The sequence below is a fragment of the Streptosporangium sp. NPDC002607 genome (genome assembly GCF_053592655.1).
In genome coordinates, this window is the sequence record NZ_JBSFWD010000020.1 from 57,798 (window position 1) to 72,420 (window position 14,623).

The window sequence follows — 14,623 nt, forward strand, 5'->3', positions numbered from 1 at the left end:
GGTGATTACCCCCAGTCACGGCGCTTCGAAGTGGATTGTGGAATTACCGCTTGGTTTCCTAGAGTGATCAGGCACGCCGTACCCCCTTCCCCTCAGGGATACCGGATGCCTGAAACGTGGCCGCTCGCCGGGCACCTCCCCACGACCGTCGGGATGGCCCAGCCCGTCCGCAGTAACGACCTCACTCTGCGTGAGGACGCCTCCGAAGAACTCCGGAGGCTCGTTTTGCGTGCCAAAACCGGAGACACGGATGCTTTTGGCACGCTCTATGATCGCTACCTCACCCTGGTCTACCGCTATGTCTATTTCCGGGTCGGCTCACACCCGCTGGCCGAGGATCTCACGAGCGAGACCTTTCTCCGCGCGCTCCGCCGGATCACTGACTTCACGTGGCAAGGGCGTGATTTCGGGGCCTGGCTCGTGACCATCGCGAGGAACCTGATCACCGATCACTTCAAGTCCGGCAGGTACCGTCTTGAGGTCACAACGGCCGAGGTGATCGACACCCCGCTCGACGGCCCGCACATCCCGGAGAACGCCGTCGTCATCTCGATGATCAGCGACCGGGTGCTCAGCGCCGTCCGCGACCTGGGCCCCGAGCAGCAGGAGTGCGTGGTGCTGCGCTTCCTGCACGGCATGTCGCTGGCGGAGACCGCGCTCATCATGGGCAAGAAGAGCGGCGCGATCAAGGCGCTGCAGTTCCGCGCGATCCGCTCCCTGGCCCGTGCGCTCCCCTCGGATCTGGGCTGACGCCGCGTCCGCGCCCCTTACCCCGCCCCAAAGGACCCCACCCGGGGGAGCCTGCGGGAAGAATCCCGCGTCCGGCCGGGCGCAAGAGGATTGTTCACCATGCCGATGCCGGTGCGGCGCGTAACCTGACGTGCGGAGTCGTCGTTAGGCAAGTGACACCGATGGATCATGAGCTGGGGGCGGCAGGGAGCGTTCATGGGGAAGTGGCTGCCCGGAATCTCACGGAGATCGCAGGCTCACATCCAAAACCGCGTGTCGCGCCTCGGTAACCGCATGGCGGCCACCCCCCGTCCCGAGTTCCACGCCAGGCTCCGCGAGCAGCTCACCCAGACCCCTCCCGGAGAGGACCTCGCGGAGCGGCCGCAGACCGGCCCGCGCCACTCCCGGCGCAGACCTCGTACGGGGCTGTTCACGCAGCTGCTGAGCGTCGTCCTGGTGGCCGCGATGGTCACCTCCGGTATATGGACCTCCCGGTCGATGCCCGGTGACACCTTCTACCCGCTCAAGCGCGCCGCCGAGAGGACGCTGTTCCACCTGAGCACCGACGAGGCCGAGCGGGCCGACCGCTCCTTCGGCTACGCGGAGACCCGCGCCCGCGAGGTCGAGGAACTCCTGGGCTCCGGCGAGCGCGAGGACATGATCGGGGAGACCCTCCAGGCGATGGAGGACACCACTCGCTCCGCGGTGACCTCCCTCAGGCAGGTCCGGCGCCGTGACGCCGCGAACGCCAGGGAGCTCAAGCTCTTCGTCCAGAAACAGCGCACCCAGATCAGTGGGATGATCCCCAAGATGGATGCCGAGGATCAGCTCAAGGCCCACGTCTACCTCAACTACATCGACGGCCTGGCCCCACCCGATTAGCCTGTTCCGTCCAGGTCGTGCCATGCCGTATGACAGCAAGACGTCACATTTGGCTAACACGGCGGCTACCGATCTACCCCCCGTGTCCCGGTTAAGCTGAGGTGCTATGAGGCGGCTACTACGACGACGGGGCGAAACGGCGACGGTCGGGGAGCAGGCGGCCGGGGAGGTCGCGGCCGCGGCCGCCGTGGCGATGCCGATGGCCGAACCCGACCCGGTGGCCGCCGCCTTCTTCGACGTCGACAACACCATGATGCGCGGCGCGTCCATCTACCACTTCGCCCGGGGCCTCGCCTCCCGGGGCCTGTTCACCAGCAAGGACCTGTTCAGGTTCGCGCTCGGCCAGGCGGTCTTCCGGGTACGCGGCGACGAGAACCCGGCCCACATCGCAGAGGCCAGGGAGACCGCGCTGGCGTTCGTGGCGGGCAGCAAGGTCGAGGAGATCATCCGGCTCGGTGAGGAGATCTACGACGAGGTGATGGCCGACCGCATCTGGGCGGGCACCCGCGCCATCGCGCAGGCACACCTCGACGCCGGCCAGCGAGTCTGGCTGGTCACCGCGACCCCGGTGGAGCTGGCCCGCGTGATCGCCCAGCGCCTCGGCCTGACCGGTGCTCTCGGCACCGTCGCTGAGACCGAGAACGGCGTCTACACCGGCCGCCTGGTCGGCGACCTGCTCCACGGCCCGGCCAAGGCGGAGGCCGTCAGGGCTCTGGCCCGCAGGGAGGGTCTCGATCTGACCCGCTGCTCCGCCTACAGCGACTCGGCGAACGACCTGCCGCTGCTCTCCCTGGTCGGCCACGCCACCGCGATCAACCCCGACGCCGAGTTGCGCGACTTCGCCAGGGAGAACGGCTGGGAGATAAAGGACTTCCGCACGGGCCGCAAGGCGACCTTGATCGGCCTGCCCATCGCGGCGGGCGCCGGGGCCCTCGCGGGGAGCATCGCCGCCGCCATCGCCCTGCGCCGGCACTACCGTTCCGGCGGCTGACCCACCCGCCGCTCCGGCGCCCGCAGGACGGCCTGGCGCGGCTCCGGTCAGCCTGCCGTACCGGCGGCCGTGATCCGGTCCAGCAACGCGGACAGTTCCCGGTTGACGGCCTCCGGGCGTTCCAGGCCGATCATGTGGCCGGCCTCGGGGAACACGACCAGCCTGGCGCCCGGCAGGGCCTCGGCGATGCGCCTGCTGTGCACCGGTGGAGTGAGACGGTCGCGGTCCCCGACCATGACAAGCGTCTCGACCCCGCCGAACGCGGCCAGCGCGGCCAGCTTGTCGTGGATGAGGAAGTCACGAAAGAAGCCGACCATGACCTCCGTCGGGGTGGCCGCGGCCATGTCGTTGACGAAGCGCACGTGCTCGCGCGGGGCGCGGGGCCCGAAGGCGACGTACCGGGTCATCGGCAGGTTGGTGCGAGATTTGAGGGCCACGCCGCGGTCGATGAGCGTGCCCCTGGCCAGCATGCGTTCGAACATGAGGGGCGTGACGCGCGGGGCGAGCCGTCCGATCGGCCCGGGGAGCCCGAACGTGCTGCCGTTCAGCTGCCCGGACGACGTGCTCAGCAGGGCCACTCCCGCCACCCTGGCGGCGAACGTCTCCGGATGCCGCCCGGCGAACGCCATGACCGTCATACCGCCCATGGAGTGGCCGACGAGGACCACCGGCAACCCCTCGGGCACGGTGGCCTCGATCACCGCGGCGAGGTCGTCACCAAGCTGGTCGACGGTGCAGGCGTCGAGGGCACCCGCCGAGGAGGCGCCGTGCCCGCGCTGGTCGTAGAAGATCAGGGTGGCCCGGCCGGCGAGCGCCTCGCGCTGGAAGTGCCAGCAGTGCCTGTTCATCACCCAGCCGTGCGTGAAGATCACAGCCAGCTCGGGCGCCCCGGCCTCCTCGATGTCGACCGCGAGCCGCACGCCGTCACCGGTGGTGACGGTGGCCGACCGGCCGCGGTGCCCGCCGAGCACCGTGCCCGCGTACGCCCTGCGCCGCCGTACGGCGACTCCCAGTACCGCCCCCACGGCCAGCCCGGCGATGGCGGCCCCTGTCGCGGTACGGCCTGCGCCCATGACCACTCCCTTGATCCGGAAGATCGATGTTGAGCACACCATACCGACAGAAAGCACTCGTTGTTAGACGATGCGACTAATAAAAACCGCCCCCGCTTGTCCGCCGGGCGCGCGCTGGCGCGACAGGTCTCCATCCGGATCGGCGGGAGGCCGGAGAACCTCAGAAGAGGGGCGGGAACGCGTGGCCGCGCTGGAGCCGGAGCTCGTCCAGCTGCTGCTGGATGGTCTCCCGGACCTGGTCCGTGAGGTTGAGGACCAGCATCGGGTCGTCGGCGTCGGCCGGGTCGAACTCGTCGGTACGGATCGGCTCACCGAAGCTGATCATCCACTTGGACGGGAGCGGGACCAGCCCGAGAAGCCCGAACCAGGGGAACAGCGGCGTGACCGGCAGGTAGGGAAGGCCGAACACCCTGGCCAGGAGACGCAGGTCACCGATCTTGGGGTAGATCTCCTCGGCGCCCACGATGGCGCAGGGAACGATCGGCACGCCCGCGCGGATGGCGGAGGCGACGAAGCCGCCCCGCCCGAAGCGCTGCAACCGGTAGCGATCGGAGAACGGCTTGCCGACCCCCTTGAACCCCTCGGGAAAGACGCCGACGAGTTCGCCCTTGCGGAGCAGCCGGTCGGCGTCCTCGCGGCAGGCGAGGGTGTGGCCGGTCTTACGGGACAGATGCCCGAGCACCGGGAGCCGGTAGACCAGGTCGGCCCCCAGCAGACGGAGCGCGCGGCGCGCGGGATGTTCGTCGTGCAGGGCCACCTGCAGCATGAGCCCGTCAAGCGGAATGGTGCCCGAGTGGTTGGCCACGACCAGGGCGCCGGAGTCGCCGGGCACGTTGTGCAGGCCGACGGTCTCGGTGCGAAACCAGTGGCGGTACAGCGGGCGGATCAGCTCCAGCAGCACCCGGTCGGTGAGCTCGGGATCGAACCCGAACTCGTCGACCTCGTACTCTCCGGTCACCCGGCGCCGCAGGAAGGCGAGCAGTTCGGCCAGCCTCTGATCGTCGCCTCCGCCGGCCGGCGGCCCGGGGAAAGGCTCGTCCGGCGTCTCCTCGGCGGCAGGCTCGCCAAAGGTGCGGGCGCGGGTGATGGGAATCACCTCGGCCTCCCGGCTCTCCCCTGCCGTCTCGGTCATTCCATCACCGCCCGGGACAACATGTCCATCATGGCGGCGGGAAGGCCACCGGCCAGATCCCGCGCGCGGACGAAATCCTCGAAGGCGGTGGCGGTGGAGAACTTCGGCTTCCAGCCGAGAGCCGCGGACAGCAGGGTGGTGTCGACCACCCGGCCGTGACACATCAGGCGGAGTTGCTCGGGGGAGAAGTCGACCAGCCCCGCACCGCGGGCGAGGTCGCCCATGAGACCGAAGACGGGAGAGGGCATCGGAAGCGAAAGCAGGCCCACCCTGCGCGCGCACTGCGACAGGAGCAGCACGCCGTCCCCGGCCACGTTGAACGTGCCGGGGTGGTCCTCCATCGCCATCCGCCGCAGCACCTCGACCGCGTCGTCCTCGTGAACGAACTGCAGCCGCGGGTCGAACCCGAACACGGTCGGCAGGACGGGCTGGGCGAAGTAACGCGTCAGTGGGGAGTCGACGCCGGGACCCATGAAGTTGGCGAACCTGAGCGTCGACACGACCATGTCGCGGCGCCGCCTGGCAAAGCCCCGGACATAGCCCTCCACCTCGGAGGCGTCCTTGGCATAGCCGTGGCTCGGCGGCTCGGCCGGCTCGGCGTTCTCGGTGAAGACCGCGGGATCGTGCGGGGAGGAACCATAGACGGCGGTGGTGGAGCGCACGACGACACGGCGGACCGTCGCGGACCGCTGACAGGCACCGAGCAACTGCATGGCGCCGATGACGTTGTGCTCCTTCATGAGTGCCCGGCCACCGCTCCGGGGAGGAGCGCTCACCAGGCTCATGTGAACGACGGTGTCGATGTCGGCGGCCGCGATCACCTGCGCGATGTCGGGGCTGCGCAGATCGACGCGGACGAACTCCGTCCGGCCGAGAGGTACGCCGCCATCACCTGACAGCGAGGGCGGCGGCACCGTATCCACTCCGATGACCCGGTCGATATCCGGGTCATCCGCGAGAACGCTCGCCACTCGGGCGCCGATGTGGCGCGAGACCCCGGTGACAAGCACGGTGTGGGTCATCGGCGCCTCGCAGATCCGCGCTGTTACTTCTTGTTACGCCGCTGGATGCGGGTCTTCTTCAGAAGCTTGCGGTGCTTCTTCTTCGCCATGCGCTTACGGCGCTTCTTGATCACAGAGCCCACGGGACCCCCAGGTAGCTGGTAGCCGAGAATGTCAAACCGGCATGCGATAGCACACCGGCACAACAGACTACCGGCGATCCACGGTAGATCGCCCCTGGGGGGACCCCGGGCACATCAACTCACGACGTGGCGTACACGTCGCTACCTCGACGAGACAGAGACCTGTCACACACCGGTCGCACCGGAAATCATGCTCCGGCACGACCGGAAGGGACAGACTCACGAGCCGTCAGCGCGCCTCGCCCACCTCACGGCCGGATCTTCCCTCCACCGGCCGCTCGGCTCGGCGCGCCGAGCCCCCTGTCTCAACCTGCCTCGATGTAGGCATCCCTGAGATAATCGTGCACCGCCTGCTCAGGCACCCGGAAGGATCGACCGACCCGGATGGCCGGCAGCTCGCCCGAATGCACGAGTCGGTACACAGTCATCTTGGACACCCTCATGACAGTGGCCACTTCTGCCACCGTCAGGAACTTCACCTCGCTGAGAGGTCTTTCGCCTGCACCCATCGGACGCCTCTTCCGCACGTGTATCCGGGTTATCCCCACTGGTGCCATTGCTCACGCACGTGTACTGCCGTCAGCGTAAGTCGGGAGGCCGGGCACGCAAACCCCCTATTTTCTCAGCCCTCTGAGCCTCACGTCAGTGAAACCGACAAAATCGCTGGCCAGCAGCCGGACCGTGCCCCTGTTTTCGATCTTGGAACGGACCAACTGTCTCCTATTAGAGTCGCCCACAATCACCAAAAAGTTGGCAAACGGTCGGCGAGCTCCGTGGAATGCAGGCGCGAAATACCTGTATAGGGATGACCCAATTTGCGCATCCCCCGTCTCAGAGGGCTCGCGCGACCCTCTCGACCAGGTGGTGTGTCAGCGGTTCGTAATACCTCGGTAGCACGTTGTCATCGAGCGGGACGGTCACCGCGATCTTGCCCTCGGCCTCCCCGACGAAGAGCGCGGGGTCGTTGCTGTCGGCGAATCCGACGGTGAGGATGCCCGCCTCGCCCGCCGCTCCGGCCCAGCCGTGGTCGGCGATCACCAGATCGGGACGGTCCGCGTCGAGCTCGGCGATCATGGCCCGCATCGGGGCGGGGTCGTGGGTGTGCACGAAGGCGCCCTTGTCGTCGAGCATCGCGACGTCGTCCAGATAACGGATCTTGCGCCTGCGGCCGAACCCGCTGCCCCAGTACGACCACCCCTCGGCCGGGCTCATCAGGACCGCCCCGCGCGCCCTGAGCATCCGGGCCAGGGCCAGGTGAATGGTGAGCAGGCCGGTGGGGTGCCCGGTGGCGATCAGGATCTGCGGATTCTCCCTGCCGAGCACTCCCGCGATCGTGTCGCCCATCTTCTCGACCGCCTCGATCGTACGGTCGGGGTCGATGGTGTCCTGACCCTCCCGGTGCAGCGGATCGGCCACCACCCCGGCGGACTTGGCCATCAACTCCAGCACGTCCCGATAGGACCAGGCTCCGTCCACGGTCAGCCCGAACATGTAGTGCGGATCACGGTTGGCCAGCGACCGGTAGTGGTCCAGGTTGTTCTCCCGGCTGGTCGCCACATCACCGGCGATCCGAGTCCGGACCAGGTGCTCACGAAGCTCAGCACGGGTCATCGGTATACCAGTCCAATTCACCCACGGACACTCGTGTCACGGGAGGGGGTCGAGGCCGTGGAAGGGGAAGATGGCTTTTCTTGTCGCCATGATGGCTCGGTCGATCGGGTCTGCTGGGTCATAACCGGCGGAGAAATCGCTGAATTCCGGATTCCGGCCATCGGTCAGCGTCAGGGGTGCCGACTGGTTGGTCCGTTCCTTGACGAACGTGCGCCACGCCTCGGGAGTGGCGGTCCTCGGGTCGAGCGGGTGGCCCGCCACCTCCGCGATCAGGTGGGTCCACGCCCGGGGCACGACCTGCACCAGCTCGTACCCTCCGCCACCGGTCACGACCCATCGCCCGCCCGCGGTCTCGTGGGCCAGCTCGTGCAGCGCCGCGTACGCCACGCGCTGGCCGTCCAGGCTGAGCATCAGGTTGGCCAGCGGGTCGAGGGCGTGACTGTCGCAGCCGTGCTGGGTGACCAGGACCTCGGGGGCGAACTCCCGCAGCAGCGGCGGGACCACCGCGTGGAAGGCCCGCAGCCAGTCGCTGTCGCCGCATCCGGCGGGTAGGGCCACGTTGACCGCGGTGCCCTCCGCGCCGCTCTCATTGGGGAAGCCCGTACCGGGGAAGAGCGTGCGGGGGCTCTCGTGCAGGCTGATGGTGAGAACCCTGGGATCGTCGTAGAACATCGCCTGCACGCCGTCGCCGTGGTGCACGTCCACGTCCACGTAGGCGACCCTGGACGCGCCCTGGGCCAGCAGCCACGCGATCGCCACACCCGGGTCGTTGTAGACGCAGAACCCGCTCGCCAGGGCGGGCATCGCGTGGTGCAGGCCGCCCGCGACGTTGACCGCGTGCTCGACCTCGCCGGTCCACACCGCGCGGGCCGCGGCCAGGCTGGCCCCGGTGATCAGCGCGGACGCCTCGTGGACCCCGACGAAGGCGGGATTGTCCTCGGTGCCGAGCCCGCAGGCCAGGTCGCGTCGCCCGGTGGCGGAGACCCGTTTGACCGCCTCGATGTAGTCACGCTTGTGAACGAGCGCCAGCTCGTCGTCGGTGGCGGGCGCGCATCCGCTCATCTCCACCAGGTCCAGCACGCCCAGTTCCCTGGCCAGCGCCATGGTCAGCTCGACCCGCACGGGCGCGAGCGGGTGCCCCGGACCGAAATCGTAGGAGATGAGCGCATCGTCCCAGACAACCCGCACGGATCGGCTCATGCGCACTCCCTGTCTGGTCGCGACGCCGCGCGCCACGGCCCGATCTTCCTACTCCCGGCTCGACGTTACCGCACGTGTACGGAATGCGGTTTACGCACGCGTCTCGGAGGACAGAGCGGTTTTCATCTGAGCGAAATATCCTAATTTATTGCTATTAACAGTTCCGGGTGCCGGGACACGAGACCGCTGCCCGGAACACCGTCCGGAGCACCCTCCGGACGGTGTGGTCAGGTGAGGTGCACCCGGCGCAGTCCCCGGACAGCGGGGATCAGGAGAAGTGAGGCGCATCCGGCGACCGCCACGATCGAGGACATGGTCAGCAACTGCGGCGCACCCATCACCCCTGCCACCGGGCCGGCGAGCACCTGGCCGATCGGGACGAACAGGGTCGAGCCGGCGACCTCGTAGGCGGTGACCCGGTTGAGCGCCTCCGCGGGCACCTGGGTCTGGATGCTCGTGGCCCACATGACCGACCAGAACGCCCATCCCGCGCCGCCGATCACATGCGCGACCATGAGGACCCCCTGCGGCGATGCCAGGGCGATGGAGAGCGGCTCCAGGGCGAAGCCGAACAGGCCGATCGCGCCGGCCATCAGCGGCCGTCCCGGGCGGACCCGCATGGCGATCAGACCGCCGACGACAGTGCCCGCGCCCGAGGCGGACATGACCAGGCCGTAGGCGGTCTCGCTGAGCCGCTCGGTGATCAGCACCGAGCCCAGCGGAATCATCGGGCCGAACAGGGTGACGCCGAAGACCGTCCAGACCAGGATCACCGACCACATCCAGGTCCTGGACCGGAACTCCTGCCAGCCACCGCGCAGGTCACGCCAGACCGACCGCGCCACGGCCTGGAAGGCGACCGCGGGCAGGCGCAGGAGGAGCAGGCAGACCGCGCTGACGGCGAACCCGGCGGCCTCGATCGCGAAGACGACGCCGACCCCCCAGAAGCCGACGATGGCACCGGCGACCCCCGGCCCGGCCAGCATCATGATCGACTCGGAGACGCGCAGGGTGGCGTTGGCCCTCTGCACGTCCCGCGCCACCCGCGGGACCGTGCTGGAGACCCCCGGCTGGTACATCGCGGCGGCGACACCGTTGACCGCGGAGATGACGAGGATCTGCCAGAGGTCCGGCCTGCCGGAGATGAACAGCGCCGCACTGATCCCCTGGGTCACCATCCGGACCGTGTCGGCGCCGATCATCATGCGGCGCGGCGTGAACCTGTCGGCGAACACCCCGCCGAACAGGATCAGCACCGCGAAGGGCGCCATCCAGGCGGCCAGTGCCAGCCCCACCCCGGTGGGACCGTAACCGAGCCCGCCCACCCCCACCGCCGTCGCGAACGGCACCATCGACGCGCCGAGCATGGAGATCGATCTGGCGGTGAAGAAGAGCAGGAAGCTCCGCGTCCAGACGGAGGGGCCGCCGAGTTCCCGCTGATCATCATCCAGTACGGCCTGCCCCACGATGGCCCCATTTCCCCCGAAGTTCCGCGGAAAATGATGCCGTTATATAGGAAAATTTCCTAATAGATTTCCTGGCGGGGGCGAGCTCAGCCCTCGGCGAGTTGGCGTCCCCTGTCCCTGGCGGCCTCGATGGCGGCCAGGAAGGCGGCTCGGACGCTGTGCCGCTCCAGTTCGGCGATGGCGGCGATGGTGGTGCCCCCCGGCGAGGTGACCGCCTCGCGCAGTATCACCGGGTGCTCGCCCGAGTCGCGGAGCATGATCGCCGCGCCGACGATCGACTGGGTGACCATGTCGAGGGCGGCGGCACGGGGCATGCCGAGCAGGATTCCGGCGTCGACCATGGCCTCGACGAGATAGAAGAAGTAGGCGGGACCGCTGCCCGACAGGGCCGTGGCCGCGTCCTGCTGCGCCTCGGGGATGCGCAGCACCTTACCGACCGGGCTGAACAGGTTCTCGGCGCGCTTGAGGTGCTCCTCGGAGGCGTGCGCTCCCGCCGAGATCACGCTCATCGCCTCGTCGACCAGCACCGGCGTGTTGGACATGACCCGGACCACCGGGATCTCGGCACCGAGCCGCGACTCGACGAACGAGGTCGTGATCCCCGCCGCCGCCGAGATGACCAGCCGGTCGGCCGGCAGGTGCGCCGCGATCTCGGCGAGCAGGAACCCCATGTCCTGCGGCTTGACCGCGAGGATGATCGTGTCGGCGCTCTTGGCTGCCTCGGCGTTGGAGACCACCCGGATGCCGTACTGCTTCGCGAGGGCCTCGCCCCGCTCGGCACGTCGTGCCGTCGCCATCACGTCGCCCGGCTTGAACCCGGCTCTGAGCAGCCCGGACAGCAGGGCCTCCCCCATCTTGCCGGTTCCAAGAATCGCGATCATGTGAGCACCTCGAAATCAGGGATCGAAACTCCTCGCAGCCTATCGGCCCCGTCTTCCCACGAAATCATCCAGCGCCGCTGGGTAGTGGCGATGTATGTGGACATACGCCATCGACATAAACCGCCATGCACCACGGGCCGACCGTACTACCCGTCGACAATGACCTCGTCACGGTCTCGGCGGTCATGGCCGAGGTACGGCAGCGCGGCATCGGGGTGCCCTGAACCTCCCAAGGCCCCGATCCGTCTTAGGGGTATGCGTATGATCGCGACTCCCATCCTGGCCGGAAGTCTCCTGCTGGCGCTGGGCTGCGGCACCGAACCCAGCGCCACCCCCTCGCAGCCGGTGAGCCGGAGCACCGCCCTTCCCGGCGGTCCCTCGGAGCCGGCGAGCCACACCGTGGCCCCCCGGGACGAACCCACCGGCGGCGGCCCCAGACCGACGAAGCCGGAGGGCCACACCGAGAATCCCCGCAAGGTCAGGTGGCTGAAGGCCACCCCGTCGAAGGACGGCCGGAGCCTGCGGATCATCTGGTGGTCCGGGGTGGAGCCGTGCAACGTGCTCGACCGGGTCACCGTACGGGAGACCTCCAAGCGGGTGACCGTCACCCTGTGGGAGGGCCCGAGCAGCAAGGCCCAGAACGTCGCCTGCATCGAGATCGCCATCCAGAAGGTGACGACGGTCAAGCTCAAGAAGCCGCTCGGCTCCCGCAAGGTGGTCGACGGCGCCCGCTGACGCGGTGCCCTCCGGGGCTCGCGCGTCCAGAACGGGCCCCCGTCGGCGGTGACCGGACGGCCTCCGGTCACCGCCGGGAACGACCACGCGCGTTCCCTCGTCGGAGGGGATGAAGGATCCCGCCCGTTTCCCGGAAATCGGGAATGCTTCCACGCGGTCGAAGGTTGAGCCCAATAGACTCAAGTCGTTTGACAAACCTCGCTCGAGGTTCCACTATGAGTGGCATCGACTCAACTTTGACTACAAGGACGTACTCATGGCACGTGCGGTAGGTATCGACCTGGGGACGACCAACTCCGTCGTCTCGATTCTTGAGGGCGGTGAGCCCACCGTCATCGCCAACGCCCAGGGTTCGCGGACCACGCCGTCCGTGGTCGCCTTCGCGAAGAACGGCGAGGTCCTCGTCGGAGAGGTCGCCAAGCGGCAGGCCGTCACCAACGTCGACCGGACGATTCGCTCGGTCAAGCGCGAGATGGGCACCAACTGGACCGTCGAGATCGACGGCAAGAAGTTCTCCCCGCAGCAGATCAGCGCCTTCGTCCTGCAGAAGCTCAAGCAGGACGCCGAAGCCTACCTGGGCGAGAAGATCACCGACGCGGTGATCACCGTTCCCGCCTACTTCAACGACGCTCAGCGTCAGGCCACCCAGGAAGCCGGCACCATCGCCGGCCTCAACGTGCTGCGCATCATCAACGAGCCCACCGCCGCGGCGCTCGCCTACGGCCTGGACAAGGACAAGGACGAGACCATCCTCGTCTTCGACCTCGGCGGCGGCACCTTCGACGTGTCCCTGCTCGACGTCGGCCAGGAGGACGGCCACGGCTTCGTCGAGGTCAAGGCCACCAGCGGCGACAACCACCTCGGTGGTGACGACTGGGACCAGCGCGTCGTCGACGAGCTCGCCACCCGGTTCAAGAACGCCCACGGCGTCGACCTGACCAAGGACAAGATGGCCCTCCAGCGCCTGCGTGAGGCCGCGGAGAAGGCCAAGATCGAGCTCTCCAGCCAGTCGGAGACCTCCATCAACCTGCCCTACATCACCGCCTCGGCCGAGGGTCCCCTCCACCTGGAGGAGAAGCTCACCCGCGCCGAGTTCCAGCGGCTCACCGCCGACCTGCTCGAGCGGTGCAAGGGCCCGTTCAACCAGGTCGTCAAGGACGCCGGCATCAAGGTCTCCGACATCGCCCACGTGGTGCTCGTCGGCGGCTCGACCCGCATGCCCGCCGTCGCCGACCTCGTCAAGGAGCTGACCGGCGGCAAGGAGCCCAACAAGGGCGTCAACCCGGACGAGGTCGTGGCCATCGGCGCCGCCCTCCAGGCCGGTGTGCTCAAGGGCGAGGTCAAGGACGTCCTGCTGCTCGACGTGACCCCGCTGAGCCTGGGCATCGAGACCAAGGGCGGGATCTTCACCAAGATCATCGAGCGTAACACCACGATCCCGACCAAGCGCTCCGAGGTCTTCACCACGGCCGAGGACAACCAGCCGTCGGTGCAGATCCAGGTCTACCAGGGCGAGCGCGAGATCGCGGCGTACAACAAGAAGCTGGCCACCTTCGAGCTGACCGGCATCGCCCCGGCGCCGCGCGGGATCCCGCAGATCGAGGTCACCTTCGACATCGACGCCAACGGCATCGTCAACGTCTCCGCCAAGGACCTCGGCACCGGCAAGGAGCAGACGATGACGATCACCGGCGGCTCCGCGCTGCCGAAGGACGACATCGAGCGCATGATGCGCGAGGCCGAGTCCTACGCCGACGAGGACAAGAAGCGCCGCGAAGAGGCCGAGACGCGCAACAACGCCGACTCGCTCGTCTACCAGACCGAGAAGTTCCTCGGCGAGAACGCCGAGAAGGTCCCGGAGGACATCAAGAACGAGGTCAACGAGGCCGTCGCCGAGCTCAAGAAGGCCCTGGAGGGCACCGACTCGTCCGAGATCCGCGCCTCCGCGGAGAAGCTCGCCACGGTCAGCCAGAAGATGGGCTCCGCCATCTACGCTCAGTCGCAGGCCTCCGAGGCCCCGACCGGCGCCCCCGGGGCGGACGCCACCGCCGGACAGAAGGCGGACGACGATGTGGTCGAGGCCGAGATCGTGGACGACGAGCCGAAGCGCGACAGCGGCACCAAGTGACGGCCGGAAAGTCGAGGGGAGCAGCAGCGTGAGCACGCGCGAGAACGGTTCCGAGGAGGAGCCGGTGATCCGCGACAACCGGAAGATAGACCCGGAGACGGGACAGGTCCGCGAGACGGCCCCGGCGGAGGCCACGGGTCAGGACGACAAGGAGCAGGCCGACAGGTCGTCCTCCTCGTCCTCCCTGGCATCGGACCTCGCCTCGATCGAGCTGGCCACCCAGCTCGCCGAGCGCACCGCGGACCTGCAGCGTCTTCAGGCCGAGTATTCCAACTATCGCAAGCGGGTCGAGCGGGACCGGGCCGTGGTCAAGGAGCAGGCGGTGGCCGGCGCGCTGGCCGAACTGCTCCCTGTCCTCGACGACATCGGCCGGGCCCGCGACCACGGCGAGCTGACCGGCGGTTTCGCCAAGGTGAGCGAGTCGCTGGAGGCGGCCACGGGGAAACTGGGGCTGAGCGCCTTCGGCACCAAGGGCGAACCGTTCGACCCGACGGTGCACGAGGCCCTGATGCACAGTTACTCCCCCGACGTCACAGAGCCGACCTGCGTGGAGATCCTGCAGCCCGGTTACCGGATCGGCGAGCGAGTGCTCCGCCCCGCGCGAGTCGCGGTGGCCGAGCCCGAAGAGCCCGTCGCGGACGACAACTGACC

General features: G+C 68.4%; 15 protein-coding genes. 6 read left to right on the forward strand and 9 right to left on the reverse strand.

Annotated elements, in window-relative coordinates; all coding sequences use genetic code 11:
* Positions 1-105 precede the first annotated feature (105 nt).
* From ACWD3H_RS22900 to ACWD3H_RS22910, 3 genes are all read left to right on the forward strand, one after another.
* Positions 106-750, forward strand: a complete 645-nt coding sequence (locus ACWD3H_RS22900) for a sigma-70 family RNA polymerase sigma factor (RefSeq protein WP_051752836.1) — start codon at positions 106-108, stop codon at positions 748-750.
* A 252-nt stretch (positions 751-1,002) separates the two neighbouring features.
* Entirely contained in the window at positions 1,003-1,611 is a 609-nt protein-coding gene (locus tag ACWD3H_RS22905) for a DUF5667 domain-containing protein (RefSeq protein ID WP_451956403.1), read from the forward strand.
* Positions 1,612-1,717: 106 nt separating this feature from the next.
* Positions 1,718-2,602 carry an HAD family hydrolase gene (locus ACWD3H_RS22910; RefSeq protein WP_355550534.1) on the forward strand — a complete coding sequence of 295 codons (885 nt, stop codon included), beginning with the start codon at positions 1,718-1,720 and terminating at the stop codon, positions 2,600-2,602.
* Between the two features lie 47 nt (positions 2,603-2,649).
* Here ACWD3H_RS22910 and ACWD3H_RS22915 read toward each other — a convergent pair whose 3' ends face one another.
* The 9 genes from ACWD3H_RS22915 to proC all read right to left on the reverse strand — a co-directional run bounded on the left by ACWD3H_RS22915 (position 2,650) and on the right by proC (position 11,109).
* Positions 2,650-3,675 (reverse strand): alpha/beta fold hydrolase, encoded by a 1,026-nt coding sequence (locus tag ACWD3H_RS22915; protein WP_451956404.1) that lies wholly within the window; start codon positions 3,673-3,675, stop codon positions 2,650-2,652.
* Between the two features lie 160 nt (positions 3,676-3,835).
* Complete coding sequence (locus tag ACWD3H_RS22920) at positions 3,836-4,807, reverse strand: lysophospholipid acyltransferase family protein (RefSeq protein WP_451956405.1); 972 nt, start codon at positions 4,805-4,807, stop codon at positions 3,836-3,838.
* The gene (locus ACWD3H_RS22925) at positions 4,804-5,829 is read right to left on the reverse strand and encodes an NAD-dependent epimerase/dehydratase family protein (RefSeq protein ID WP_451956406.1); all 1,026 of its coding nucleotides are present in this window, start codon (positions 5,827-5,829) and stop codon (positions 4,804-4,806) included. The genes ACWD3H_RS22920 and ACWD3H_RS22925 overlap by 4 nt, the downstream gene beginning before the upstream one ends.
* Positions 5,830-5,852: 23 nt before the next feature.
* Positions 5,853-5,951, reverse strand: a complete 99-nt coding sequence (locus tag ACWD3H_RS22930; RefSeq protein ID WP_018654693.1) for a 30S ribosomal protein bS22 — start codon at positions 5,949-5,951, stop codon at positions 5,853-5,855.
* Positions 5,952-6,256: 305 nt separating this feature from the next.
* Positions 6,257-6,460: a helix-turn-helix domain-containing protein gene (locus tag ACWD3H_RS22935; protein WP_012887307.1), complete on the reverse strand. Its 204-nt coding sequence runs from the start codon at positions 6,458-6,460 to the stop codon at positions 6,257-6,259.
* Positions 6,461-6,782: 322 nt separating this feature from the next.
* Positions 6,783-7,562, reverse strand: coding sequence for a phosphatase (locus ACWD3H_RS22940; protein WP_355550542.1), 780 nt, complete (start codon positions 7,560-7,562; stop codon positions 6,783-6,785).
* A gap of 36 nt (positions 7,563-7,598) precedes the next feature.
* Positions 7,599-8,762 (reverse strand): acetoin utilization protein AcuC, encoded by a 1,164-nt coding sequence (locus ACWD3H_RS22945; protein ID WP_355550544.1) that lies wholly within the window; start codon positions 8,760-8,762, stop codon positions 7,599-7,601.
* A 227-nt stretch (positions 8,763-8,989) separates the two neighbouring features.
* Positions 8,990-10,228: an MFS transporter gene (locus ACWD3H_RS22950; RefSeq protein ID WP_451956407.1), complete on the reverse strand. Its 1,239-nt coding sequence runs from the start codon at positions 10,226-10,228 to the stop codon at positions 8,990-8,992.
* Positions 10,229-10,314: 86 nt separating this feature from the next.
* Complete coding sequence (gene proC / locus ACWD3H_RS22955) at positions 10,315-11,109, reverse strand: pyrroline-5-carboxylate reductase (protein ID WP_350959143.1); 795 nt, start codon at positions 11,107-11,109, stop codon at positions 10,315-10,317.
* 261 nt (positions 11,110-11,370) lie between these two features.
* On the opposite strand from proC, the gene ACWD3H_RS22960 reads away from it, so the two are divergent.
* From ACWD3H_RS22960 to grpE, 3 genes are all read left to right on the forward strand, one after another.
* Entirely contained in the window at positions 11,371-11,844 is a 474-nt protein-coding gene (locus tag ACWD3H_RS22960; protein WP_355550549.1) for a hypothetical protein, read from the forward strand.
* A 256-nt stretch (positions 11,845-12,100) separates the two neighbouring features.
* The gene (gene dnaK / locus ACWD3H_RS22965; RefSeq protein ID WP_030916824.1) at positions 12,101-13,972 is read left to right on the forward strand and encodes a molecular chaperone DnaK; all 1,872 of its coding nucleotides are present in this window, start codon (positions 12,101-12,103) and stop codon (positions 13,970-13,972) included.
* Between the two features lie 28 nt (positions 13,973-14,000).
* Positions 14,001-14,621 carry a nucleotide exchange factor GrpE gene (gene grpE, locus ACWD3H_RS22970; protein ID WP_451956408.1) on the forward strand — a complete coding sequence of 207 codons (621 nt, stop codon included), beginning with the start codon at positions 14,001-14,003 and terminating at the stop codon, positions 14,619-14,621.
* Positions 14,622-14,623: the final 2 nt, after the last annotated feature.

Coding starts and splice junctions, on each gene's coding strand:
- ACWD3H_RS22900 (WP_051752836.1), top strand. CDS start 106: ATGCCTGAAACGTGGCCGCTCGCCGGGCACCTCCCCACGACCGTCGGG.
- ACWD3H_RS22910 (WP_355550534.1), top strand. CDS start 1,718: ATGAGGCGGCTACTACGACGACGGGGCGAAACGGCGACGGTCGGGGAG.
- ACWD3H_RS22915 (WP_451956404.1), bottom strand. CDS start 3,675: ATGGGCGCAGGCCGTACCGCGACAGGGGCCGCCATCGCCGGGCTGGCC.
- ACWD3H_RS22920 (WP_451956405.1), bottom strand. CDS start 4,807: ATGACCGAGACGGCAGGGGAGAGCCGGGAGGCCGAGGTGATTCCCATC.
- ACWD3H_RS22925 (WP_451956406.1), bottom strand. CDS start 5,829: ATGACCCACACCGTGCTTGTCACCGGGGTCTCGCGCCACATCGGCGCC.
- ACWD3H_RS22935 (WP_012887307.1), bottom strand. CDS start 6,460: ATGGGTGCAGGCGAAAGACCTCTCAGCGAGGTGAAGTTCCTGACGGTG.
- ACWD3H_RS22940 (WP_355550542.1), bottom strand. CDS start 7,562: ATGACCCGTGCTGAGCTTCGTGAGCACCTGGTCCGGACTCGGATCGCC.
- ACWD3H_RS22945 (WP_355550544.1), bottom strand. CDS start 8,762: ATGAGCCGATCCGTGCGGGTTGTCTGGGACGATGCGCTCATCTCCTAC.
- proC (WP_350959143.1), bottom strand. CDS start 11,109: ATGATCGCGATTCTTGGAACCGGCAAGATGGGGGAGGCCCTGCTGTCC.
- ACWD3H_RS22960 (WP_355550549.1), top strand. CDS start 11,371: ATGATCGCGACTCCCATCCTGGCCGGAAGTCTCCTGCTGGCGCTGGGC.
- dnaK (WP_030916824.1), top strand. CDS start 12,101: ATGGCACGTGCGGTAGGTATCGACCTGGGGACGACCAACTCCGTCGTC.